Below are 20,663 nucleotides of genomic sequence, written 5' to 3' on the forward strand. Positions count from 1 at the left end.
CCAGAGATGGTTTTCAGACGCAAGTAATCTCAAAGACGACGCACCATGACTAACTCTACGAATTTGGGAGACCAGAAATACATCGCGATTATTGACCAGGACAAGGTCACCGACGAAGTGCGGAACATCGCCGTCAAATACGATCCGCTGAATCGATCTGGTCACGAGGGGTTCCACGTCACCGAAAACGGAGAACTTCACATCGACGACGTGAACGTGATGCGCGAGCACAAACTCATTGAGAAGAAAATTCCAAACGACGCGATCCAGATCGTCCCGCTTCCATCCGAAACCGGCCAGCTTGTTCACCAGTATGGCGACAACGGATTCCGGATGTACGACCTCCCTATCCCGGAAGATGGGAGAATCGTCGGCCTTCTCGGTCGCAACGGGATCGGGAAAAGTACTGCCCTCCGTATTCTGGCCGGTGAGCTGGTACCGAATTTCGGCACCACAAATGGGGAGGCCAGTTGGAATCAGGCGGTCGAATCCTTCCGTGGGACAACCCTGCAGACGCATCTCAAGCGACTTCGAGACGACAATGTTACGACCAGCTACAAGAATCAACGTGTCGATACACTTCACAAGGCTACTGCCGAGACGGTGAGTGGCCTGCTTGTTACGCGTTCGGACGACTCAGACCGGTTCGTTGACGACCTTGATCTTCGATCGATCTGGGACCGTTCGCTAGCTGATCTCTCCGGTGGCGAACGTCAGCGGGTTGCGATCGGTGCCACCTTGTCGACTGATGCGGATCTCTACCTGTTCGACGAACCGTCGTCGTTTTTAGATATCGAACAGCGGTTGTCAGTCGCGCAGACGATCCGCAGCCACGTCCAGGAAACGGATGCAGCGGCCCTTGTCGTCGAACACGACCTAGCGACACTCGACCTCCTCTCGGACGCAATCCACGTACTGTACGGTGAACCAGGTGGGTTCGGTGTCGTCGCCCAACAACTAGCAGTTCGAACAGGCATCAACCAATTCCTAGATGGCCGACTGAAAGAGGAAAATGTCCAGATTCGCCGCAACTCGATCGACTTTCCCACGGCCGGCGAACGTGGCGGCCAGTATGGTGAACCGGTCCTTGACTATCCACGGTTGGAAAAATCGTTCGGGGAGTTTTCGCTGACAGTCGATCCCGGACAGATACATGCCAGTGAGTCGATCGGGATTGTTGGGGAAAACGCGCTCGGGAAAACGACGTTCGTGAAACTACTTGCTGGGAGTATTGAAGCCGACGACAGAACCGTTCTGGATGAGGTACCGGTGTCGTACAAGCCACAGTACATCACGCCGGATAGCGACGAAACGGTTCGTGAGCGGTTTACAACGGTCGCCGATATTCACTCACAGTCATTCACGAGGCAGATTCAGGATCCGTTCGAACTCGAGCCGTTGTACGATCGTTCGTTGGGTTCGCTCTCGGGAGGAGAGTTACAGCGTACCGGAATCGCACTCTGTCTCGCACGCGACGCGGAACTCTATCTCCTGGACGAGCCCTCGGCCTTCCTGGACGTCGGTCGCCGGGTGTCTCTCGCCAATAAGATCCATCAGTTCAGCAAGCAAACAGACCACCCAGTACTGGTCGTTGATCACGACCTCTTCGTCATCGACCGGGTCGCAGACCGACTGATCGTGTTCGACGGAAACCCTAGTCGCCACGGGCGGGCAAGTGCCCCACAAGTAATGCGGTCGGGAATGAATGCGTTCCTCGCTTCGCTCGGAATCACGTTCAGGCGAGACGAGCGAACCGGTAGACCACGGGTAAACAAGCCGGGGAGTCAACTTGACCGGAAACAGAAATCGAGCGGAGAATACTACTACAGTGGCTAACTGCTCATTCTGTTGATCGTATCGCCTGCTGTCACTCAATCATAAGTAGCAACACCGGCTGTTTGATCGCCATCGATTCAACTCCTTCAAATCTGGTCGGTTTGGCAAGATCCTATACTTGAAAGAGAGGAGTCTCCTCGTAGCGGAAGCGAGTCAGGCACCCCAGGAACTCGAACGAAAGCACAGTTCTTCGATGGAACATCCGTGCCCAATGACGTGCAGGTCACTTTTCTCTCCAAATCACGAAACGAGTTCACAGACGAATGGCACCGATAACAGCCGCCGCAGTCATCGATTTCGTCACCGTCGTCTTCGTGCTCGCGACGATGCTCTCGATGGGGTTGGCGTTGACCACCGACGAGATTCTCATAGCACTCGGACACCGGCGGCTGATGGCGAAATCACTGCTGGTAAATCTGGTACTTGTCCCGCTGCTGGCGTTCGCGTTCGTCCTCGCTGTTCCGATGGAGACCGGTCACGTCGTCGGGCTCCTGTTGATCGCCATGGCGCCGGGAGCGCCCTTTGGTCCGAAACTGGCCGAGATTTCGAACAGCGACGTCGCGTTCGCAAGTGGTCTGATGGCCGTGCTGGGTGTCGTCTCCGTCGCGACGATCCCGATTACGGTGGCACTCCTCATGCCCGGCGACATCGCTGCTGACCCACTCGGCATCGCCCGGATCGTCGTCGTTACGCAACTGATCCCCCTGATCGGTGGGCTCGGCGTCAAGGCACGCTATCAACCGGTTGCAACTCGCTTACATCCGCCCATCCAGCGACTCTCAACCATCTTGCTCGTCCTCCTTATTATTCTCTTGACGATCGTCTATGCCGGTGAAATGCGCCAGCTCGTCGGTACGGGGACGCTGTTTATCTCGGCCCTTGTCGTCGGCGGCGCGTTACTACTGGGGTACACCCTCGGCGGCCCAGCAAAAAGCACGCGAGAGGTTCTCGCGACGACGACTGCTGCGCGAAACGTGGCCATCGCGTTGCTCATCGCTACGGCGAGTTTCCGCGACCCAAGCGTTCTCACGATCGTCGTCGCGTTCGGGCTCATCAGTCTCGTCATTTCGGGCCCGGTTGCGAGTTTCTGGGGCCAGCCCAGTGAAGCATGACTCACTACAGCAGCGGTACCTATCTATCGACCGGATCTGCCGTCGTATGTACCGAACGAACCCTGTGATCCGAGCACCGGTGCGAACGTACAAACGGGGTTGTCCCGTAGCACGACCATGGAGATCACACTCGTCGGTACTGGAAGCCCCGTCCCAATTCCCGAGCGTGGTGGTACGAGTATCGTCGTCGATATCGCTGATGAACGCGTGTTGATCGACTGCGGGCCCAAGACCGTCTATGGCCTCATGGATGCAAGGATCCCGTTCGGGGATATCGAGACGATATTCTTCACCCACCACCATCTGGACCACAACGCGTCGTTCTTCCACTTCGCGTTCACGAGCTGGACCGAGGGCGGCCGAGAATCGCTGACCGTCTACGGACCCGACGGCACCGACCGCCTCGTCGACGCGCTGTACGACGTATACGCGGAAGACATCGAGTACCGCAAAGACATCTATCCGACCGATGGCATCTCGAACATCGAAACCGAACTCGTGACAGAGGGCTTCAGTCGCCAGATGGATGGCTGGGACATCGACGCACTCCCGGTCGAACACTCCATTGAGACGTACGCGTACCGATTCACCGAACACGAAACCGGTTCGTCGTTCGTCTTCTCTGGCGACACACGAAAGATCCCGTCGCTCGCCGAGTTCGCCGCCGATGCAGACGTTCTCGTTCAGGAATGTAACACCGCCCCGGTCGACGAGGACCGCGTGCCGGACAAGGACGAGCAGTTCGTCTGGCAACAACACGCGGAGGGAGAACGGGACTTGAACAAGTCCACGTTGACGGCCAATCACTGTGACGCCACAGACGCGGGTGAGATCGCCCAGGATGCTGGCGTCCAGACACTTGTTCTCACACATATCATGCCGTACCGCAATCTCGAATCGATGCGGCGAGATGCCGAGTCAGTATTCAATGGAGACGTGGTCGTGGCTAAGGATGGGCTTACCCTCTCTCCATAGAGAGTCAAAATTTTGGGATTTAACAGTGTCGTACGGACCGTGAGTCTAGTCGGAACCCCGTTCAGTCCTGTTTGTATTCGCGTCTGAAGCCGCGGAACTCCGTGCGGTGGGCTTCTTCGTCACTTAGAATTGTGACGGCGAGATCTTCGGTGACTGGGTCATCGGCATCAGTCGCGGCTGTAATGAGGTCACGATACATCTGGATGGCGTCCTCTTCGGCATCCAAGACGCCGTCAATGACCGACACGACGTCAGTACTGTCCTCCGGCGGCTGAAGACTCTCCTGACGAGCTTCGAAATCGGCTGAGGCAGGCGGACGCTCGTCTAACTGCTTGAGTCGGTTGCCTAACAATTGGGCGTGATTTAGTTCCTCCTGAACGTCTGCCTCGAGGCTCTGTTTTACCTCCTCAGCACTGACTCCGTCGAGGACGATGGAGTTCGTCAGGTAGTTCATCACGGTCTCGATCTCGTCACTATACGCCCGCTGGAGGAGCTCGGTTACTCGTTCACTTGCCATACAACGAAAATACGATCCTGATCCGTTTATGGCTGTGGGTGGTCAAATCCAACAGGAGAGTTGAAGACTTGCTTTACCGGCGAGCAAGCAGGTAACCGGTGGTAGCTCCGACGAAGCCGCGAGTAACGATGATTCCTACTGCCCCGAGAGCCAGTGGAGTGACGAGGAGGAAAAAACCCGTAACTGAGCGCTTGCATCCAGGTGACCGAACAGAGTTACTGCTCAAAGAGATTCCTCGCAAATAGGATGAACGCGAATTCGGTGAGATAAAAGGGAACCGGGAGTGCAAGTAGTCCGACCAACACACCAACAAAAGCACCTCTAAGTGGTGATCTCGTCGCGTCAAGTCGTGATTAGAGTAACCGGCAGAGGATGGCCCGCCACAGAATCCGCCGAGAACGAGAAGCACTCCTGTGTTATTAGGTGCGTAGTTTACGATGCTATCACCAAATGAAATACGGCAAGGAGACGAACAAAAGTGCAATCAGGCCCCCGACGAAACCGGATGTCAACGACGGGTGCTTCCGAGCAGCCGCCGCCGGTGACCAATGAGCTATATTATGGCATGGTATCCGCTCTAAGTGAGTATATCGCTTTGACCGAGTGACGGACGATCAAATCAATCTCTAGTAAGAAAATCGATTTCCATCGTGCGTGGTTTGCGGAGTAGGGTGTCAGCTTCCTTCCCGACCTCAAGGGTCGGAGTATCCGCTTTGACCGCCGATGAAATCGTAGTAGGAGAATGGTGATAGAATTCTATCGCGGTAAAATAAGCGACGCGCGGCGCTCGCAGTCTTCCTTTTTCAGCACCACGATTATGTAGCGGGAGTGTGGGGTTGTGACACATGGAAGTCCGCAGGAAGACCCTCGCAAAGTTGCTCCTCCTAGCGTTCGTCTTCAATTTAATCGTGATGGGGACGGGGGCGTACTTCGCGTATCAGCAGTCACCCGACCGTCCGGAGCGCATCGTCGGCCCCGAGGGTGAGGTGATCACGACGAACGAACAGATCGTCGAAGGGAAGGCCGTATTCCAGCAGAACGGCCTGATGAACCACGGGTCGATTCTCGGGAACGGCGCGTACTTCGGCCCCGATTATACGGCCGACGCACAGGAACGGTTGGTGTCGAACATGCGCGTGTACGTCGCCCAGGAACGCTACGGCACGCCGTACGCGGAACTTCCCGAACCGGAGCAAGCGGCCGTGAACTCTGTCGTCTCACGCCAGCTCCAGGAGGGTGAGTTAGGGACCACTATCGAGCTCACCGCCGCAGAGGCATACGCCTACGAACGGGTTCAGCAAGCGTACGTTGAGCGGTACTACGGTGGCGCCGCCGAACACGGCGTCCCACAACAGTTCGTCGAAACACGCTCGGACGCCCGTCGGTTCGCGGACTTCGCGCTCTGGACGGCGCTGTTCTCGTCGATCGACCGCCCGAACAGCGATGTCTCGTGGACGAACGAGTGGCCGTACAACCCCGGCGCCGGGAATACGCCCACGACGTCCTCGCTGACGTGGAGCGTCATCGCGATGGTGCTCCTCGTCGGCGGGGGTGGCGCCGGCATCTGGCTGTACAACTCTGCCGAACTCCCGGAACCGGACACGGCGGGCGTTGACGTCCCCCATCCTAGCGAGATCGACCTCTTCCCGAGCCAGTTCGCTGCGATTCGCTTCGTCCCGGTGGCGGCGGCGCTCTTCGTCGTCCAGACGCTTCTCGGGGGGTTGATGGCGCACTACTACATCGAACGCGAGGGGTTCTACGGCATCGCGGAGGCCCTCGGTATCGACGCGATGGCGACCCTGCCCTTCGCTATCACGAAAGCCTGGCATATCGACCTCGCAATCCTCTGGATCGCGACGCTCTGGCTCGGCATTGGCCTCTTCCTCCCGCCGCTGCTCACCGGGCACGAGCCGAAGAATCAGAAACGGTACATCCACGTCTTGCTGGGGGCACTGGTCGTCGTCGTCGGCGGCGGATTAGTAGGTATCTGGCTTGGTGCCCAAGGCTACATCGACGGCGCGCTCTGGTGGATTCTCGGCAACGAGGGCCTCGAGTACCTCGAGGTCGGTCGGCTCTGGCAGGCCGGCCTGCTCGCCGGGTTCATCTTCTGGGCGGCCCTCGTCGCCCGCGGCTTCAAACCCCTGCTCGACCGGGAGGAGCGATACGGACTCGCTCACATGATCCTCTACGCGGGCGGGTCCATCGCGCTCCTCTTCTCCGCGAGCATGCTGTACACGCCCCAGACGACGATGCCCGTCACGGAGTTCTGGCGCTGGTGGGTCGTCCACATGTGGGTCGAGGGCGCCTTCGAGTTCTTCGTCGTCGCAATCATCGGGATCTCCCTCGTCTCGATGAACCTCCTCACACGTCGCAGCGCGGAGAAAGCCGTCATGTTCACGGCGCTATTCGTGATGGGAGCAGGCGTCATCGGCGTCTCCCACCATTACTGGTGGGTCGGTATGGCGGATTATTGGATCCCCATCGGGAGCGTCTTCTCCACGCTGGAGTTCATCCCGCTGATCTTCATCCTCTACGAAGCCCTTCACGAGTACCGGGCGATGATGGGGGCGGGCAAGGACTTCCCGTATCGGCTGGCGTTCATGTTCATCATCGCCAGTGGGTTCTGGAACTTCGTCGGCGGTGGCGTCCTCGGGTTCTTCATCAACCTCCCGCTGGTGAACTACTACGAGCACGGCACGTTCCTCACGGTCGGTCACGCCCACGGCGCGATGTTCGGTGCATTCGGCTTCCTCGCGCTCGGGATGGCCGTATACGCCCTCCAGTTCACTACCAAAGCCGGGAAGTGGGATCCGACGAACCTCAAGCGCGCGTTTTGGATATTGAACGCCGGGCTCGCGTGGATGGTCTTCATCGGCGACATCCCCGTCGGCTTCCTCCAGCTAGAGACCGTCTTCACGGAGAACTACGACGCCGCCCGCTCACTTGCGTTCTACAACCGCGACATCGTTCAGTGGCTCTTCTGGGCACGCCTGCCGGGCGACATCCTCATCATCGCTGGGGCGAGCCTGTTCGGCTACGACGTCCTGAAAAAGCGGTTCGTCCGCCGCGAGGAGCCCGACACTGTCTCCGACGGGACGATCATCTCTCGGCGTATCTTCGCCGAAGACGACGATTAACGCCCACAGCTACCTCAGATTCCTACAATACTTGAACTTTGTAACTTAGAAGATTTGTATGCGAAAGGCCGGTCGGTAACGTCAGTCGACGTAGAGCGAGTAAAGGATAATCGCGAACCCAATAGTGGTGAATAGACTTTCGACGACTAGAGCGAGATTTGGGTCGAGAGGCAGCAGCTGATCAACGATACCAGCGAGGATGGCTCCGAGAGTAACTGCACCGAAACCAAAGGTGAGGGCCCGAAGTGCGGTCGATTTAGTGCGTCGGTAGGCTCGAAAGGCGTAGAAGGTGATCGATCCGCCAAGCACGAGTGTGAGCGTTTTGAGGATGACGACGGCGGTGGTGATACTGAGGTTCATGTTTCTTTCCGTACTTCCGACCACAGTTCGGAAAGCCTCTCTTCTGGTGTCTGTGAACGGCGTTTGATTGCAACATTAAGGGAGCGGTCGTCGTTGAGGGAGATTCGGACTTCGTCGAAGTTGAGAACATATCGCGTCGTGTGCCGGCCATCTGATCTGATTTCGATCTGTTCCTCGACTAGCGAGGCGTCACTTAGGAGTTCGAGTTTGCGATACATCGTTGACTCAGGGATGTCACATGTCTCCGAAAGTTCACTCGCCGTCATGGGGTGTTCCAGTTGCTCAAGGATCGCGTGGCAAGTTGGATCATCCAGCGCGTCCAGAACATCTTGGAGCTCGGGAGCATCTGGAGCGAACGGATCACGTCCCATGGTTGTTGTGTAGGAATGATGGGAACTGTGTGTTGTAAATTGGCTAATCATGATTCAGGATAGTAGGGGTGTACTTCTGACGAGAGAGTTCCGACATTGTCTGTTGGGTGTCCCTGATTGAGGGAGCTTGCGCGCGGGGGATGTGTCGAGCCATGTCATTGGTGTAGCGATTCGATAGTAGTATCGTCGAGGTTTTCGAGGAACTGTTTGATGATTTTCTCCTCTGCGCGATGAAGCGTTTCGCTGCACGTCGATTTGGCGAGATCGATTTCCTCAGCGAGTTCGGTGAGAGAACACTGTCGAGGCGTATCATAGTACCCATGTTCGGCAGCGGCGTTTACGAGCCGTAATTGCCGATCAGTCAGCAGCTGCTCGGGTTCTATATGCTGGTGAATCTCGTTCACTGTGAAGGGGATACCGAACTCACTAAGTTGCTCACCGAGTTCTGAGAGCCGGTGTTGTGGGGCAGTGATCTCCCACTCGGCGTTCCCGTCTTCGATCGTGAACGGCATCTCGAGGGGGACGCCGGAGTCCTGGACTGGCAGGAGGAGCAGAGGCATCGTAGTCTCGAACTGAATCAAGACCGTGTTCTCGTATTGTTGTAAGATCTCGAGTTCAGTCACTGATTCACTGGCCTGGATGTCGGCGATGATGTCCTGTAAGTCGGTAGCTATTATTTCGGTGAGTCCCACCCCCGAGCCATCGTCCGTGAGGGCGGCTAGGATGCGGATACTTGCGTTTGAATACTCACGCGAGATGTCGCCGATCCAGATACCCTCTGGAATCGTAATGGTGATATTGGCCTGTGGCATCAGTGTTCGTTCGAATATATTCGCCTGCCGCACCAATTAGTAGTGCCGAACATGTTCGTCCACGATGGGAGTGGTCGAGAGGGCATGTGTCCGAACATCATCGGGTGAACGCGTTTATCTACCCAGTCTAAGTGGTGATGTATGAGTACGGATACTGCTGATGACGAGATACGGGAAATGGATGCCCGGGAGATCGACGGTGAGCCCTTCAGCGAGATCATGGCCGAACTGGAGGCACTCCCAAAGGGTAAGACGCTCGTGCTCGTCAACAGCTTCGAACCTGAACCACTGTACAACGTACTCGAACAGCGGGGCTTCACCTACGAAACGTCCTGTGTCGGAGATGACGAGTGGCGTGTGTCGATTACCCACGCCTGAACATGTTCGGAACAATAACCTCATCGGAGCGCCCACAACCCGAATGTGCATGACAGAGAAAACCCTTGACGTCCGTGAGATACCTCCGGCCGAGCGTCACCCGAAAATCCACGACGCGTTCGCCGATCTCGAGAGTGGGGACGCACTGACGCTGATCAACGATCACGAACCGAAGCCGCTCTTCTACGAGATGCAGGCCGAAGTCGAAGACTTCGACGCAGACGGGTACGATGTCGAACGCCGGAGTGACGACGAGTTCGTCGCCACCTTCCCGAAGAAGTAGTCGCCCAGCGCTACTACTCCCGCCAAATTACTGTCACGACCACCTCGTCCCCGTTGTTCGTTTCGTATGTGTACCCCCGATCCTCGAGTTTCGGATACAGGTGCTGGGGTGCCCGGTCATTCAACTGGACGAGAATAGTATCGGTATCGAGCTCAGTAAGTCGCTCGAGCGTGTTCTGCAGCGGTTGCGGTGGGGGGAGATCTCGTGCATCCAACGTCTCCCGAGAGCGGTCTGCAGGTGCGGCGGTTGTCGCAACAATCTCGGACACGTCAACCATACAGCTGTATTCGAGCCACTCAAGCCAGACGATTATCCCGAATATGTTCTGTTTTCGTGCGTACCAATTCTTCTATCAGAGTTTCCTACAAGCCCCAGGAACACGAGTACGAATACGTTCGGCAGTCGATTTTCCCGTACTGCAATCAAATCCGGGCGAAGTAAGCACCATGTCTCATGGCGAGCGAGGCTGGGAAGACGACGGACAATGGGTGAACACATCACGGAGAGAAATACGGACGTGACCTTTCCCGAGGGAGCTATGAGAAGGGATACCACCGAAGAACCGTCTACGACAGATTCCGAGCTGGAAAAGAACGAGATAGAAAGAGTCCAAAGAGCGATCCAAGTTGGCGCAGACGACATCAGAAAACGAGAGCTTCAGACGGCTTTCGACAGACTTGAAGCATGTGGCACTGTCACGCCGAAGTAGCATCGGATAATTTCACAGATGGCAACGGCGATCGTCGATGAGATTCTCGCAGCTCCACACTCTGCGTTGGACCACGCCTCGGACGAGGATGATACCGTCCAGACAGCTATCAAACTGTTTGATCAAGACGGATAACTCTCGCTGTTCGGCGGAGATTTTCGAGGGGGATACCCTAATAGTCCTCCTTGAGCGGAGACTGTCGAACATATTCGGGGGAATATCCGAGGTATAGGGATTGCTACGTCCAGCTATAATGACAACGGACGATCCGTCGATGAATCGACGAACCGTTATCCAAGCTACCGGCGTGACGTTGACCGGGACATTATTGGCTGGCTGTAGTAGCAGGGGGCAAAATCAGGATGAAAATGACAACAGTAATGCAGAGAATACTCCGACCGAGGGGGGCGGTGGTAGCTCGGAGGCGAAGAATTTTGATGGATGGATGGAAGACGTCGGCAACTACAACGGTATCGTTGATAAGACCGGGAACGACGACGTCGTTGTGAAGGTCGGTGCTGAGGGGAACGGTGGTGCATATGCGTTCGCTCCAGCGGCGATCAAAATCGCTTCGGGAACGAACATCGTCTGGAAGTGGACCGGACAAGGCAGCTCGCACAACGTCGTCGATGACGCCGGGAATTTCGAGAGCGAGATGCAAAGCGAGCAGGGCGCGACGTTCGAACACTCCTTCCAGAGTAGCGGTACCTACAAGTACTACTGTACACCCCACAAGGCAATGGGAATGAAGGGCGTCGTCGTCGTTGATTGACATCCTTTGCCGCCTTCATTCATGGAAATCCGAACGGTGGCATCACATCGTTTGCGGCCTGCCTGGCCACTCGGTGTGAACTCACCGCGAAGACCGACACGAACCCGTTCGGGAGTAGTCAGAGGAACCCAGATAACGGGATCTAACATATGAGCACCGTTCCGGGAAATCTCGAAACTACGCAACAGCCTCCGATGACGGTCCCTCTCCGGCACTTCGTTGTTGGACTCGGATTTTTACTCTTGGGGACGCTCATCGGTATCGGCGATGCATTTGACGTGACGGCCGGCTTGATAACCCTCGCCCACGTCCATCTCCTCCTCGCCGGCTGGGTCTGTATCACGATCATGGGTGCGATGACGCAGTTCGTGCCGGTCTGGTCGGGCACGCAGCTCCATTCTCAACGCCTCTCGGCCCTGCAGCTGTGGTTGGTCACGTTCGGCCTGCTCGGATTTGCTGCGAGCCTGCTCAGCGGCAGCCTGACGTGGCTACCGATATTTGGAGGTACGATGCTACTCGGATTTTGGACGTTCGTCTATAATATCGGTCGGACCCTCTGGTCGCTCTCGTCGTACGACGTGACCGAGCGGCACTTCACACTCGCACTCGGATTCTTCCTCTTCCTGACCACGCTCGGCTTTCTCCTCGCTCTCGATCTCGTCCATCCTGTGTTCTCCTCGCTCTCGATGTCGCGTGAAGAGGTGATACAGAGCCATGCGACACTCGCCGTTTTCGGGGCGGTATTGACGACCATCCTAGGAGCCCTGTACCAGCTCGCGACGATGTTCACGCAAACCAAGCTCCACGGGATCGATCTCCAGTTGCGGAAAATCGAGGAGGTGGGCTACCCCATCGGTGTCGTACTCCTAGCGACGGGTCGACTGATTGGCGCGGGGACACTCGCGCGTATCGGTGGAGTGCTGATCATTATATCGCTCCTCGGATTCAGCGTAATACTCGGGAGACGACTCTACGAAACACAGGTCCACTGGACACCGATGCTCTCCCGGTACGCTATCGTGGCCCCCGCGATGGCGCTCTGGGCAGTGCTCACAGCGCCGTCCTGGATTACAGACCCACTGGCTCGAAACACACTGTTCGGCGCACCAGGGACGGTCCACCTGCTCGTCTTGGGCATCATCGGCTTCGTCATCTTCGGAACTCTCTACCACATCATTCCGTTCATCATCTGGGTTCACCGCTACAGCGATTTGTTAGGATACGAGGCGGTTCCGATGATTGATGATCTCTACAGTGACTGGATTGCAGCCGTCGATTTCGTTCTACTTGGGGGCGGGACAGGAATACTCATCGCGTCCGATCTGTTTCCGCTGCCGTCGATGAGCGCTGCAATCGGTGGACTGCTGGTGTTGGTCGGTGCGCTTCTCTTCCTCACCAATATCGTGAGGGTCATCCGAGAACATAGTCCACATTCCCTCCCCGAAATCCTCTTCAGTACGTGCCAGACGGATCGGGGAGCCGCATCGGAAGACTCGATTGAATCTGCCGATGGTCGGTAGCCCTGAAGCAGTGGGTGGGGCGGATACTGATAGCGAACACGTTCGGGTGAATACTAACCCTGTGGACGGCGAAAATGTAGAATAGCGATAGCCCTTCCAGCATTCACAACTCAGACCATTCTGATGGGCAGTGTGATCCAAACACCGAACCCGTACCCAGGTATCCCAGATCATCGTACTCATGCCAGAAATTACGACCCTCGATGACCTCACGAAGGCACCACACGCGGAAATATTCGAAGAACGACACCCTCGGGCTGTTCGCCTCCAGTTGGACACGGGTGATCGTGTTCCCCCGCACACCCATCCTGGAACGAACATCGTGCTTCACCTGGTGTCTGGATATCTAGATCTGTCTTTGGACGACGAGACCTACGAAGTGAAACCAGGACAGCTCGTTCGATGCGGTGGCGAGTGCGAAATTTCACCCTATGCATTTGAACCAAGCACGGCCGTCGTCGTGTTCGCCCCGAAAGCGGGCGGATCCGAGTAATCGCGTCCATAGGGAAGAAGCAGCCTCGGTCTGGACCGTTTGCGAGTGATAGACCACATTTGGAAGACGATCTCTCAGAAAGGAGCGTCTGGGCCACCACGGCTCGGCCGCTCGTTCTGCCTGGTGCGTTCCATGGGAGTCGACTCAACGTCACCGTCGGGGACATGCGTGACGGACCCGGTCGAGAGAAAGTCGTTTTCTATGTCTTCGAGCTGATCGTTAATCGCATCGCTCTGGTGATGCATCCGAGCTGCTCGAACACGGACGAGATCGTAGTCGTGGCGGTCCGACAGGCCATTCCACGCGCGGAAGGAACCAATCGTGAGCGTATGCGTCTGGGGACAGAATGGGGTCGTCGGCGTGAATTCAGCCCGGAGGACGGATACGTCGTTACGCTCCTCTGCATACCGATAGCCGGCGTTCGCGTGTCGCGTATCGAGGTTTAATCGCGCCAGATTATAGTTGAACGTCATATCGTAGACTTTCCGCTCTTCGAACAGCTCACGGGTTATCTCGTGGAAGTTCACGTGGTTCTCACCCGTAAGGATGGCGTGGCCTTCGAGGAATTCTCCGGCGGCTGGAATATGTTCCGGGACGAATTCGTCGTACTCGTCGAAGAGCCCGCCGTCATCACTGGTACCACCAAAGGGGGAGGGGAAGCCGGCCATGTACGACCCTACGTATGTGCCCGTCCTATCGTTGGTCCCGGACATGTTCACAGGTCAGGTCGAAAACGAGGCCACTGAAAGCGGGATCAAGACTGCACCAGTGAACAAGGAGCGGCAATCACACCGTGGCGATATGAACTTCGGTAATCCCGGCGATGTCCATTGGAAGCCGACTTTGAATCGCCTGCGTGGTCATCGGCGAGATGCCGCATCCGCCACAGGCACCCGACAGCTGTATCCACACTTCACCCGATTCGGGATCGAGATCTTGTATGGCTGCGTTCCCACCGTGCATCGCGATCTGAGGGAAGTTCCGTCGCAAGAACGACGCCACTTCCTCTACTAATGGTTCCGCCTCTTCTGTGACCTCATTCGAGGTAGTCGAAGTATCAGCCTCCATAGCTACAACCTGAACGACAGAGGGGGAATCAGTTCGCCCGAACATCTTCACTCTGTTTCCCATTCAACACAATCGAGAACCAGCATCCGACTCCAATCTACGGAGTAGTGCGGAGTCTCTCCTCTAAGTGCAACGGAGAGGGATGAGTAGGGAGAAGTGGTTTACTTGACGTGGACACGAGTGACGTGGCCCCCGCAACCGCATTGCTGGATGTATTCCCATTCCACACCGTTGGCATCGGTCCTCTCATCGAGGGCGCTAAAGAGGTACTCGGAGGGATGGCCATGGTCACCATGCGTGACGAGATTGACGTGGTGTCCCGATTCAGTGTATTCGATCGCGTCGATGGCCTGTGAAATGACGAGATCAATATCGGCAGCGTGCTGCGGTTTTTCGAGATTTGCCGACCACGAGTTATCGTGCATGCGGTCGGTGACAGGTTCAGCTTTACTGTGTCCGTGATCGTGGTCGTGAGAGGTACTCATCTTCGTCTAGAGGAAGGGTACGAGTAGTGAAAGTAACGAGCCCGAACATCTTCGGCTAGAAGATGTACGGTGGGTACATCGAAAGCCAACCGGAGGAATCCATGTCCTGCAGTTTCTTCGACATTGTGAATCTGCGCTTCTAGTTCGTTCTTCCGTTGGCGTGGTGCCCATCGGAAGCTTTCTCCGAGACGATTATACATCCAGTGTCTCTGCTAGAAGACGTGATACGACGAATAGCTCGCAGCGCAATCCCGATAGGAGCGGCAACGATATTCCTGAGCGGGATTGCCACCGCCCACGTCGATTACGTGGTCGACGCAAACCCAGAGACGATCGGCGAGGCGATCCAGTTCGTCATTGCGACGGTTTCGGACCCGCTGAATGCTGTCCTCTTAGCCGCAGGTGCGGTGGGACTCGTGGGACTGCTTGCCGGTTGGATCCTCGTCAGGCCGTTCCCCCGTGACATCGCGGAGTTTCGGGCAACGATGAAAGAGTACACTGACCTCGTTCCATGGCTCTTGCGCATCAGTATTGGCTTCCCGCTGGTCGGTGCAGGCTTTGCAGGCTACTATTTCAGCCCAGCCGTACCCATCGAGGCACGGTTGCTCCAGATCGGTATCGGCTTCCTGTTGCTGTTTGGCCTTGCAACGCGTGCAGTCGCCGCGATCGGGTTGGTTGCCTACGTCGTCGGCCTCGCGGTTGATCCGCGCATCCTGCTTGCCAACGAGTTTGTGGGCGGATTCTTGGCCATTATCCTGCTCGGCGCCGGACGGCCGTCAGCTGATGACGTTCTCCAGCGCGTCGCTGCAGCCGACAGTACAGTGTACGGACGGATCGACCCTATCCATCGGATCGCCGTCTGGTTCCAACACCTTGTCGTCGATTATAAGGTGTACCTGCCAACGCTGCTCCGTGTGAGTCTCGGGTTGAATTTCGTCTATCTCGGATTTGTCCAGAAACTCATGTCCCCGCAGTCAGCCCTCGCGGTTGTCGACAAATATGACCTGACGGCGGTGGTACCTGCCCCACCGGAGCTGTGGGTAGTTGGCGCGGGAGTAACTGAAATCGCGGTCGGCATCGTCTTGCTGCTCGGACTGTTCACTCGCGGGTTTTCACTGGTTGCGTTCCTGCTGTTTACGACGACGCTGTTCGGCCTGCCGGACGACCCCGTCCTGGCGCATCTTTCACTGTACGGGCTGGTGTCTGTCCTGCTCATCACGGGGAGTGGACCACTGGCACTCGATAACCGACTTCAACCGACGGAGGCGGACTCGCGGCGCCCCAGCATGGCCGACTAGCGCCTGTCACACTCCATTGGCCGTACGAGCGTTCACGTCACACGACTCGGGACCACCAAACAAGAGGGCCTGGTCATCATCGAGGTTTGCACGGCGCGCAGTTTCGTCATTCGATCGGATCGAACACCTCTGGATTCTCCGGTCCTTCGGCAGTGACGACTGCGAGCGCGCCCTTGCGTGCGACTCGCGAAAGTGCGTGGTCGACCAGTTTGAAGTCTCCTGGCACAGGGAACGACATCGTCGCGACGCAGGCGCTCCCGGGGAGGACCGGCGTCGTCTGGACGTAGCGCATCGGTTCGCTGGCGAGCGCGCCCTGTTCCCAGACCTCGTCCCAGACGCTGCCGATGGCGTGGAAACTGCTGAACAAGTTTGGCCCACCCACTCCGTAGAAGATACGGGCGGTTTCGCCCGTCTTCACGTTCATCTCGGCGTAGTTGTCCGGTGTAATGGCGTACTTCTCGCCGTTCATCAGGACGTACGTCGGATCTTCCATCGCCATTCGCGCGAAATCGAACTCGTGGTGGCCCTTCTGTCCCGTGTTTCCATTCGTGTAGAGTTCGTGCTGACCGAGGTAGAACTCGTGGTCCACCTCGGGGAGCCCCGCCTCCGGTTCGACGAGGATGATGCCGAACATCCCGCTTGAGATGTGGTAGTCGACGTTCGCTACCGCACAGTGGTAGATGAACGCGCCCGGATAGGTGACCTTGAAGCTGAGTCGTTTCGTCTCGCCTGGGTTGACCAGCGTCGCCTCGGCTCCCCCGCCGGGACCACGGCAAGCGTGGAAGTCGACGTTGTGTGGCATCGAGTTGTTCTCGTTATTGTGGATGGTGACGTCCACTGTGTCACCCACGCGAGTACGGATGAGCGGGCCTGGAATCTGCCCATTGAACGTCATGTAGCTGAACGTCACACCCGGTTCGACCTCGGCGACCAGTTCCAGCGTCTCGAGTTCGACTTCGACCGTGGCAGGCTCTGAGCGCTCGATTGGAGCGGGAATATCACGTGGATCGGCAGCGATCCGTTCGACGTCAACCGGTTTCGCGGCACCGAGGGATGCGGGCTGGTCAGCGTCCAGGGACATCGGCCGAGTCTGGACATTGTTCATGGGACTGCCGACGACGCAACCTGCAAGCGCCATCGTCCCACCGAGACCGACTCCCTGCAGGACGCGACGACGAGTAGTGGTGTAGGACATGCGTGGTTGACCTCTGAATAGATATAACTCAGAAAACAGTATATAACTGATATATGGCTCTCAAACCCTGGGAATTGGCGTTCTGACCTATGTACGTCGCACTTGTACAATAAGTATGAACAGTACCTGTTCCACTCCCGAGACAGTACCGGCGACGGGCCACTCGCTGCCTCGCCGACGCTTTCTGCAGTCAGCGACCCTGCTGGCTGCCTCTAGTATGCTCGTGGGCGGTGCAAGCGGGCGTGCGACCGCGACCGAGATGCCGGACTTGGAGGCTTGGTTTTCGAACGTCTCGAACTACACCGGCGTCGTCGACGAGCGCGGCCGAAGCCTCGTCCTGATCCGAGTCGGTGCAGACGGCAATGGCGGGGCGTTCGCCTTCGACCCCGCTTGCCTTCGGGTCGACCCCGGTACGACCGTCCGCTGGGAATGGACCGGTGATGGCGGTGCGCACGACGTCACCGCAGCGGACGGCAGCTACGCCAGCGAGATGGTCGACACGTCTGGTCACCAGTTCGAGCACACCTTTGATGCCGAGGGAGTCTCCACGTACGCCTGCAGCCCCCACGAGGTGATGGGGATGAAAGGCGCCGTAATAGTTGGCGATGCCGACGTTGGTCTGGAGAACGCCGATTCCGCGGCGGGCGAATCCGGTGACGCAGACGAGATCACCTACCTCGCGCGGGAACCCCACTACGGTGGCTGGTTCTCGCATACCGATAACTACAGGCGGACCGTCGACATGCGTGGTCGCTCACTCGTCCGGATCCAGGTCGGCACCGCGGGTAACGGCGGTGGCTTCGCGATCTCGCCAGCCGCAGTAGCGATCGATCCAGGTACGGAAGTCCTCTGGGAGTGGGTGGGTGAGGACGGCCCGCACAAGTTCACAGCTGAAGACGACAGCTACGAGAGTCCCGAGCAGTCCAAGGGTGACTTCGGAATGGTGTTCGATGGTGTTGGTGTTAGCAAGTACTCCTGTGACCCTCATCACGCGGAAGGGATGCGTGGGGCTATCGTCGTCGGCGACCCCTACGAGGGGCTCCTCCGCGTCACCGACGACGAACTCGCCGCCCTCGGTGGCGTCGGGCTGGCCGGCGCCCTATTCGCCCTCTTTGTTGCGATGTCCCGTGAGCGTGACGAGGATTAGCTAGGGGTTCGGCGTTTTTGAAGGTACACTGACTGCTCTTCTGGCTTACGCTATTCGTGCACGGTATCGTCTATCCCCCAGCCGTCGGAACACTACTGGATGCGTCGGATCGGACTGCACTCATCTCGACCACTAGTATTGGAGATGAGTTGCTCATTCAGATTATCGGGCTCATCAGACGGGTTCCCGTAATAGTGACACTCGGAGAATTGGTGGCACTTGCTGGAGTACTGCTTTGCACATATCTACTCGTCGCAGTATTCAAAGCGCGGTGATCTCCGAGTTCGGGAGCTTCTCCGTACTTCAGATTAATTTGACATATGGCCGGGGGGCAGGTCTAACCTCCATGTAGATTTCTGCTGTGTGACGAGAAGCGGGTGGTTCTCAGCGGACTCATCGGTCATTAGCTCACAACGGCCCAAATGAAACTTTGGAGCGTCTTTCCGACGAAAAATCCCATAACGGCTCCGAGCGCGACGCCTTCAATACTACCGAGCAGAATGCCGGTCAGCGCTCCGACAGCTGTGAGGAGGTACTCTGGATGGGAGCAAACATGCCCTAATCCGTTGGAATATGGCTCAGACAACGGCATAGATTGCTTGCCATCGAGAACCGATAGAGTGCGAGTCGGTTGAATCAAGAACACAGGGTCCAGATTGGTCTTGGAGCATACCAAGAGAGTCGGGCGATAGATCCAGATATCTTATGCCGAAGATGTTCGTCTATCGAGCCTCTGGAATTTCTTCGGCACCTCCTCGAGATCGTTTCGAACGGGAACGCGAACTCGTCCTTTCGGTCAGTGAATTCGACGGACTGTGATGATCAGCCGAGAAACTACCTGAAGCGCAATTTGGTCTGTACCAGTCAAGCTTGACTGAGCCTCTACTCAACAAGCCAGTATAAAAGCAAACCCGAACACATTCGTTCGGCCTCTCAGGCAATAGGAACTGGCACACCTCCCTATTTTCGGGGTCTTCGTAGGCCCACTCGTACTATGAGTGATCAGATCGGCGCACCCGGAACAGGACTGTCGCGACGCGAGTTCCTCGCAGCCACCGGTGGTGCCGGTGCAGCGGCGTTAGCCGGCTGTCAGGCACCTACAAGCCAGGCGAATCCATCGTCACCGACGCCCGCGAACACGGTAGCTCCGAACCTCCCGAAGACGAGTCCGCCACAGGTCGTCAACGTAGACGAACAAGGCGGCGCGGTGACCCTGAAGACCCAGCCCGCCGTGCACGAGGCGCACCCGCTCGAGTCGATGGGCGGCCCGGTAACGCTCCCACGCGTCTGGGCCTTCCAAGCCGACGACCGCGCGCCGAGTGTGCCCGGACCCATCATCCGCACCACTGAAGGGAATGACATGGAAGTCACACTCGACAATACGGACGGCAGTCGGCCACACACAGTGCACTTCCACGGCGTCCGGAAGGCCTGGAGAGACGACGGTGTTCCTACCACGACCGGTATACAGGTCGATCCCGGTGAGAAGCACACGTACACCATCCCTGCGAACGTGCCGGGTACCCACTTCTATCACTGTCACTTCCAAACTCACCGGCACATCGACATGGGGATGTACGGCATCTTCCGCGTTGATCCCAAAGGGTACGAGGAGGCCGACAAGGAGTACTTCATGACGGTCAAAGACTGGGACTCCCGGCTCAACCGCATGATGGCGGGGGAAGACGCTTCTTACAGCCCCCGCTCACGCGACCCCGATGTGTTCACGGTCAACGGGAAGGTTGCCCCCCGGACGCTCCACCCCGAGGACGGCTCACCGATGATCGTCGAGCAGGGCGACACTGTCCGGATACACTGGGTCAACGGCGGCTACATGAGCCACCCCTTGCACATCCACAATCACCGCTTCCAGCGCGTCGAGAAGGACGGCGGCGTCATCCCAGAGGCCGCCCGCCACGACATGGACGTCTGCAACGTCGCCCCCGCCGAACGTCACACCATCGAGTTCACCGCAGATGCTGATCCAGGAATCTATCTCATGCACTGCCACAAGGTCAGCCACGTCATGAACGGGAACTTCTACCCCGGCGGCATGCTCTCCGGGGTCGTCTACAAGGAGGCCATGAACACGGACATCTTCGGCCAGCTGATGCAGTACGCCGGCTACGACCAGTAACCACCGTCGAAAATTCAAACCAATGTCAATCCAATCTACCGATCCGATCGCCACTCGA

At 57.4% G+C, this 20,663-nt stretch carries 21 protein-coding genes and 1 pseudogene; 13 read left to right on the forward strand and 9 right to left on the reverse strand.

All coding sequences use genetic code 11. The features are described from left to right. Positions 1 to 45: 45 nt before the first annotated feature. The 3 genes from AC6RUA_RS20005 (at position 46) to AC6RUA_RS20015 (ending at position 3,923) form a co-directional block, all read left to right on the forward strand. Positions 46 to 1,836: a ribosome biogenesis/translation initiation ATPase RLI gene (locus tag AC6RUA_RS20005; protein ID WP_499816391.1), complete on the forward strand. Its 1,791-nt coding sequence runs from the start codon at positions 46 to 48 to the stop codon at positions 1,834 to 1,836. A 263-nt stretch (positions 1,837 to 2,099) separates the two neighbouring features. Next, entirely contained in the window at positions 2,100 to 2,948 is an 849-nt protein-coding gene (locus AC6RUA_RS20010) for a bile acid:sodium symporter family protein (RefSeq protein WP_499816392.1), read from the forward strand. Between the two features lie 117 nt (positions 2,949 to 3,065). After that, on the forward strand, positions 3,066 to 3,923 hold the full coding sequence (locus AC6RUA_RS20015) for an MBL fold metallo-hydrolase (protein ID WP_499816393.1): 858 nt from the start codon (positions 3,066 to 3,068) through the stop codon (positions 3,921 to 3,923). Positions 3,924 to 3,984: 61 nt separating this feature from the next. Here AC6RUA_RS20015 and AC6RUA_RS20020 read toward each other — a convergent pair whose 3' ends face one another. Continuing rightward, entirely contained in the window at positions 3,985 to 4,440 is a 456-nt protein-coding gene (locus tag AC6RUA_RS20020) for a ferritin-like domain-containing protein (RefSeq protein ID WP_499816394.1), read from the reverse strand. Between the two features lie 845 nt (positions 4,441 to 5,285). On the opposite strand from AC6RUA_RS20020, the gene AC6RUA_RS20025 reads away from it, so the two are divergent. Beyond that, positions 5,286 to 7,577 carry a nitric-oxide reductase large subunit gene (locus AC6RUA_RS20025; RefSeq protein WP_499816395.1) on the forward strand — a complete coding sequence of 764 codons (2,292 nt, stop codon included), beginning with the start codon at positions 5,286 to 5,288 and terminating at the stop codon, positions 7,575 to 7,577. Between the two features lie 81 nt (positions 7,578 to 7,658). On the opposite strand, the gene AC6RUA_RS20030 is transcribed toward AC6RUA_RS20025, so the two are convergent. From AC6RUA_RS20030 to AC6RUA_RS20040, 3 genes are all read right to left on the reverse strand, one after another. Further along, entirely contained in the window at positions 7,659 to 7,937 is a 279-nt protein-coding gene (locus AC6RUA_RS20030; RefSeq protein ID WP_499816396.1) for a DUF7521 family protein, read from the reverse strand. After that, on the reverse strand, positions 7,934 to 8,308 hold the full coding sequence (locus AC6RUA_RS20035; RefSeq protein ID WP_499816397.1) for a helix-turn-helix domain-containing protein: 375 nt from the start codon (positions 8,306 to 8,308) through the stop codon (positions 7,934 to 7,936). Before AC6RUA_RS20035 ends, AC6RUA_RS20030 begins: the two co-directional genes overlap by 4 nt. A gap of 155 nt (positions 8,309 to 8,463) precedes the next feature. Next, the gene (locus tag AC6RUA_RS20040) at positions 8,464 to 9,120 is read right to left on the reverse strand and encodes a helix-turn-helix domain-containing protein (RefSeq protein WP_499816398.1); all 657 of its coding nucleotides are present in this window, start codon (positions 9,118 to 9,120) and stop codon (positions 8,464 to 8,466) included. Positions 9,121 to 9,261: 141 nt separating this feature from the next. Here AC6RUA_RS20040 and AC6RUA_RS20045 point away from each other — a divergent pair, with 141 nt between their 5' ends. Further along, positions 9,262 to 9,498, forward strand: coding sequence for a DUF2249 domain-containing protein (locus AC6RUA_RS20045; protein WP_499816399.1), 237 nt, complete (start codon positions 9,262 to 9,264; stop codon positions 9,496 to 9,498). Between the two features lie 49 nt (positions 9,499 to 9,547). Then, positions 9,548 to 9,781: a DUF2249 domain-containing protein gene (locus tag AC6RUA_RS20050; RefSeq protein WP_499816400.1), complete on the forward strand. Its 234-nt coding sequence runs from the start codon at positions 9,548 to 9,550 to the stop codon at positions 9,779 to 9,781. Positions 9,782 to 9,794: 13 nt separating this feature from the next. Here the strand turns inward: AC6RUA_RS20050 and AC6RUA_RS20055 are convergent, their stop codons facing one another. Next, complete coding sequence (locus tag AC6RUA_RS20055) at positions 9,795 to 10,058, reverse strand: DUF2249 domain-containing protein (RefSeq protein ID WP_499816401.1); 264 nt, start codon at positions 10,056 to 10,058, stop codon at positions 9,795 to 9,797. 207 nt (positions 10,059 to 10,265) lie between these two features. On the opposite strand from AC6RUA_RS20055, the gene AC6RUA_RS20060 reads away from it, so the two are divergent. The 4 genes from AC6RUA_RS20060 to AC6RUA_RS20075 all read left to right on the forward strand — a co-directional run bounded on the left by AC6RUA_RS20060 (position 10,266) and on the right by AC6RUA_RS20075 (position 13,275). Next, positions 10,266 to 10,490, forward strand: a complete 225-nt coding sequence (locus AC6RUA_RS20060; protein WP_499816402.1) for a hypothetical protein — start codon at positions 10,266 to 10,268, stop codon at positions 10,488 to 10,490. 274 nt (positions 10,491 to 10,764) lie between these two features. Next, entirely contained in the window at positions 10,765 to 11,262 is a 498-nt protein-coding gene (locus AC6RUA_RS20065; protein WP_499816403.1) for a halocyanin domain-containing protein, read from the forward strand. Positions 11,263 to 11,411: 149 nt separating this feature from the next. Then, positions 11,412 to 12,782 carry a hypothetical protein gene (locus AC6RUA_RS20070; protein ID WP_499816404.1) on the forward strand — a complete coding sequence of 457 codons (1,371 nt, stop codon included), beginning with the start codon at positions 11,412 to 11,414 and terminating at the stop codon, positions 12,780 to 12,782. Positions 12,783 to 12,963: 181 nt separating this feature from the next. Then, entirely contained in the window at positions 12,964 to 13,275 is a 312-nt protein-coding gene (locus tag AC6RUA_RS20075; protein WP_499816405.1) for a cupin domain-containing protein, read from the forward strand. Between the two features lie 74 nt (positions 13,276 to 13,349). Here AC6RUA_RS20075 and AC6RUA_RS20080 read toward each other — a convergent pair whose 3' ends face one another. The 3 genes and pseudogenes from AC6RUA_RS20080 to AC6RUA_RS20090 form a co-directional block, all read right to left on the reverse strand. Next, entirely contained in the window at positions 13,350 to 13,943 is a 594-nt protein-coding gene (locus tag AC6RUA_RS20080; protein WP_499816406.1) for a DUF7998 family protein, read from the reverse strand. 124 nt (positions 13,944 to 14,067) lie between these two features. Beyond that, positions 14,068 to 14,343: pseudogene (locus AC6RUA_RS20085) on the reverse strand (NifU family protein); the annotation flags it as partial. Positions 14,344 to 14,504: 161 nt separating this feature from the next. Next, on the reverse strand, positions 14,505 to 14,828 hold the full coding sequence (locus tag AC6RUA_RS20090) for a CGCGG family putative rSAM-modified RiPP protein (protein ID WP_499816407.1): 324 nt from the start codon (positions 14,826 to 14,828) through the stop codon (positions 14,505 to 14,507). Positions 14,829 to 15,049: 221 nt separating this feature from the next. Between AC6RUA_RS20090 and AC6RUA_RS20095 the strand changes: the two genes are divergently transcribed. Next, entirely contained in the window at positions 15,050 to 16,126 is a 1,077-nt protein-coding gene (locus AC6RUA_RS20095) for a DoxX family protein (RefSeq protein WP_499816408.1), read from the forward strand. Between the two features lie 106 nt (positions 16,127 to 16,232). Here the strand turns inward: AC6RUA_RS20095 and nirK are convergent, their stop codons facing one another. Next, positions 16,233 to 17,321: a copper-containing nitrite reductase gene (gene nirK, locus AC6RUA_RS20100; protein ID WP_499816409.1), complete on the reverse strand. Its 1,089-nt coding sequence runs from the start codon at positions 17,319 to 17,321 to the stop codon at positions 16,233 to 16,235. 259 nt (positions 17,322 to 17,580) lie between these two features. Between nirK and AC6RUA_RS20105 the strand changes: the two genes are divergently transcribed. Continuing rightward, positions 17,581 to 18,468, forward strand: a complete 888-nt coding sequence (locus AC6RUA_RS20105; RefSeq protein ID WP_499816410.1) for a halocyanin domain-containing protein — start codon at positions 17,581 to 17,583, stop codon at positions 18,466 to 18,468. A 994-nt stretch (positions 18,469 to 19,462) separates the two neighbouring features. Continuing rightward, complete coding sequence (locus AC6RUA_RS20110; protein ID WP_499816411.1) at positions 19,463 to 20,605, forward strand: multicopper oxidase domain-containing protein; 1,143 nt, start codon at positions 19,463 to 19,465, stop codon at positions 20,603 to 20,605. Positions 20,606 to 20,663 lie beyond the last annotated feature (58 nt).

Source organism: Halorarum sp. SLYT50, assembly GCF_059821265.1.